This is a genomic window from Microbacterium enclense, from assembly GCF_004022425.1.
Taxonomy (GTDB): domain Bacteria; phylum Actinomycetota; class Actinomycetes; order Actinomycetales; family Microbacteriaceae; genus Microbacterium; species Microbacterium enclense_A.
The window spans coordinates 1-2,305 of record NZ_RBZY01000123.1 but is presented as its reverse complement, the minus strand read 5'-3'; the positions used below and the strand labels follow the sequence as shown (position 1 = coordinate 2,305).

Sequence of the window (2,305 nt, the reverse complement as noted above, 5' to 3'; positions counted from 1 at the left end):
CACCACCCACGGGGCAATCGACGAGGTGCCGTGTGAACTGCGGCGATAAATGTCGCCCTTATCGCGCCGCAGGTGGGCCAGCCACACGAAGGGAAGGGCGGTACCTCAAGCTTGCTCCGATCGGCGGTTGTTTCCGCTGTGTGCGGCATGTCGGCGCAGAGGCCCAGCCACGTCTCAGGCAGGACGGGAGTGGATCTCAGCTCGTCGCCGAGGCATTGGGATTATGAGCGTCATCGTGGTTCCCTCGTTGGTCGATGACGACACTCGCGCCAACCCGCCGTAGCGGCTCACCGTGTCCTGTACGAGCGACAATCCAATTCCAAACCCGGTTCTTGATGAGCCACCGCCATCAACGGCATCCGCGGACCGAGCGAATCTGTCGAAGACACGACTCGGTTCGATGCCTCGGATACCGGGACCCTGATCGGTCACACTGATATGAACCCGACGGCCCACCTGGCTCGCCCTTACGGTGACGACTGTTCCCACCGGGGAGTGTTTGATCGCATTGTCGAGAAGGGCGATGAGGCTTCGCCGCAGGCTTGTGTGAGGGATCGAGGCAGACAAGTCGGGTGCGATGTGGGCGCCCATCAAGCGCACGCGTCGTTCGCGCGCGAGGATGGACATGGCCGATATCGCTGATGCGACGCATGTTGCCACGGGGGTTGGTTCTGCCTCTGATTCTGTGGGGACTTCGGCCGCGTGCAGGAGGTCAGAGACGACTCCGATGACGGATAGGGTGTCGTGGCGGAGTTGTGTCACGAGTTCCTGGTGGGGATCTGATGCGCGCGAGCTGCGTTGCAGCAATTGGATACGTGCATCCAATACAGCCAGCGGCGTTCGAAGTTCATGTGAAGCGTCGGCAACGAATTGCCTCTGTCGTCTGAGGGCATCCACCAAAGGCCGGACTGCCCGGCGCGTGACGAGCCATCCCAAGAGGCCGGCGAGGGCGATCGCGATGAGACCGATGCTGACTCCACCCACGATGATGTCGAGACCCTGAATATCCACGACTGTTTCTTTCTGCTGCGGGTTGAGCAGGTCGGGCAGGGGGATCTGGGTGAAGACAACGGCGAATGCTGCGATTAGGACGGCAACGACGAGTGCGGAAACTGCCAGAGAGATGGTGAGGGCGACCCGTCGCGCGGCGGAGCGGATGAGCTGCGCGTCTGGGTCTTGCGCGGGGCGTCGTCTGATCATCACACCAGGCCCAGCCGGTAGCCGCGGCCGTGGATTGTTTGGACGATGCTTGGCTCGGTCTTCTTCCGCAGATAATGCACGTACGTGTCGACGGTCCCCGGAGTGTCGTCGGAAGAGAACACGGCTCGAAGGATTGCAGCGCGAGTGAAGGTTTGCTGCGGGTTTGTTGCTAATAATCGCAGGAGCGCACTTTCCCGTTCCGTAAGGATGGTGCGGCCGTCGTACGGCGAGTAGACCGCGCGTGAGTCCGGATAGAACTCCCATTCGCCGATGCGAACGAACGGGCCTTCTCCGTTGGTGACGCGCCTGATGGCGCGGAGCCGGGCGAACAATTCGTCGAACTCGAACGGCTTAACCAGGTAGTCAGCGGCTCCGGCGTCCAGTCCTCTGACTTTGTCCTGTACGGTTCCCATGGCCGTGAGGATGAGCATCGGCACCTGTGACCCTGCTCTGCGGAGGGACTCAACGAGGGTGAGCCCGTCGACAGTGGGCAGCCGGCGATCGACCACCATCGCATCGAATGACTGTTCCATGGCGATATCGAATGCTTCGCCGCCATCTGCACAGAGCGTCACGTCGTACACCTCGTCAAGGACCTGCGCCATCAAAGGGCCGAGTTGGGGATCATCTTCGATCAGCAGAAGGCGGGGTCGTGTCGGCGCTGCCGCTACCGTGTCGGCCATTCTGTCTCTCCCTCGTCGGCGCCCTCAATCGCGTCGCACTCTGGCTTTCCGTGAGCGTCGGACGTCAACGGAAGTACGGTCATTGACTCGGTCGAGCCTGCCTCGTGCGCTCTAAGAAATCACACAGAAGCGCCGCGTGTGGGGCAGTTCTGAGCCTTTGCGGTTTCTTAGAGGCCGCCAGGGACCATCTCTTCAGGACTCACCGAGAGTCGCAGAAAGGAACGACATGAGCACTGTCAAACGCAAGGGGCTGGGCGCCGGACTCGGCGTCGCAACGCTCGTCCTGTTCAGCGCAGGAGGGGTCGCCGCCATGGCCCTGCCCGCATCGGCCGCCACCACATCGGTGGTCTCGCCCGCACCCGCATCCTCCAATCCCGCCGTCGAGGACGGTACGAACGACGGCGAGACCGCCGACGATCAGG

3 protein-coding genes are annotated in these 2,305 nt (G+C 62.3%); 1 reads left to right on the top strand and 2 read right to left on the bottom strand.

All coding sequences use genetic code 11. The features are described from left to right. Positions 1–174 precede the first annotated feature (174 nt). The gene (locus tag D8Y23_RS16440) at positions 175–1,200 is read right to left on the bottom strand and encodes a sensor histidine kinase (RefSeq protein WP_128219092.1); all 1,026 of its coding nucleotides are present in this window, start codon (positions 1,198–1,200) and stop codon (positions 175–177) included. Then, positions 1,200–1,883: a response regulator transcription factor gene (locus D8Y23_RS16435; protein ID WP_128219091.1), complete on the bottom strand. Its 684-nt coding sequence runs from the start codon at positions 1,881–1,883 to the stop codon at positions 1,200–1,202. Before D8Y23_RS16435 ends, D8Y23_RS16440 begins: the two co-directional genes overlap by 1 nt. 226 nt (positions 1,884–2,109) lie before the next feature. On the opposite strand from D8Y23_RS16435, the gene D8Y23_RS16430 reads away from it, so the two are divergent. After that, a partial coding sequence (locus D8Y23_RS16430; protein ID WP_205797375.1) for a hypothetical protein occupies positions 2,110–2,305 on the top strand: 196 nt, incomplete at its 3' end.

Excerpts from the sequence above, each read along its gene's own strand:
- D8Y23_RS16440 (WP_128219092.1), bottom strand. The coding sequence starts at position 1,200 with ATGATCAGACGACGCCCCGCGCAAGACCCAGACGCGCAGCTCATCCGC.
- D8Y23_RS16435 (WP_128219091.1), bottom strand. The coding sequence starts at position 1,883 with ATGGCCGACACGGTAGCGGCAGCGCCGACACGACCCCGCCTTCTGCTG.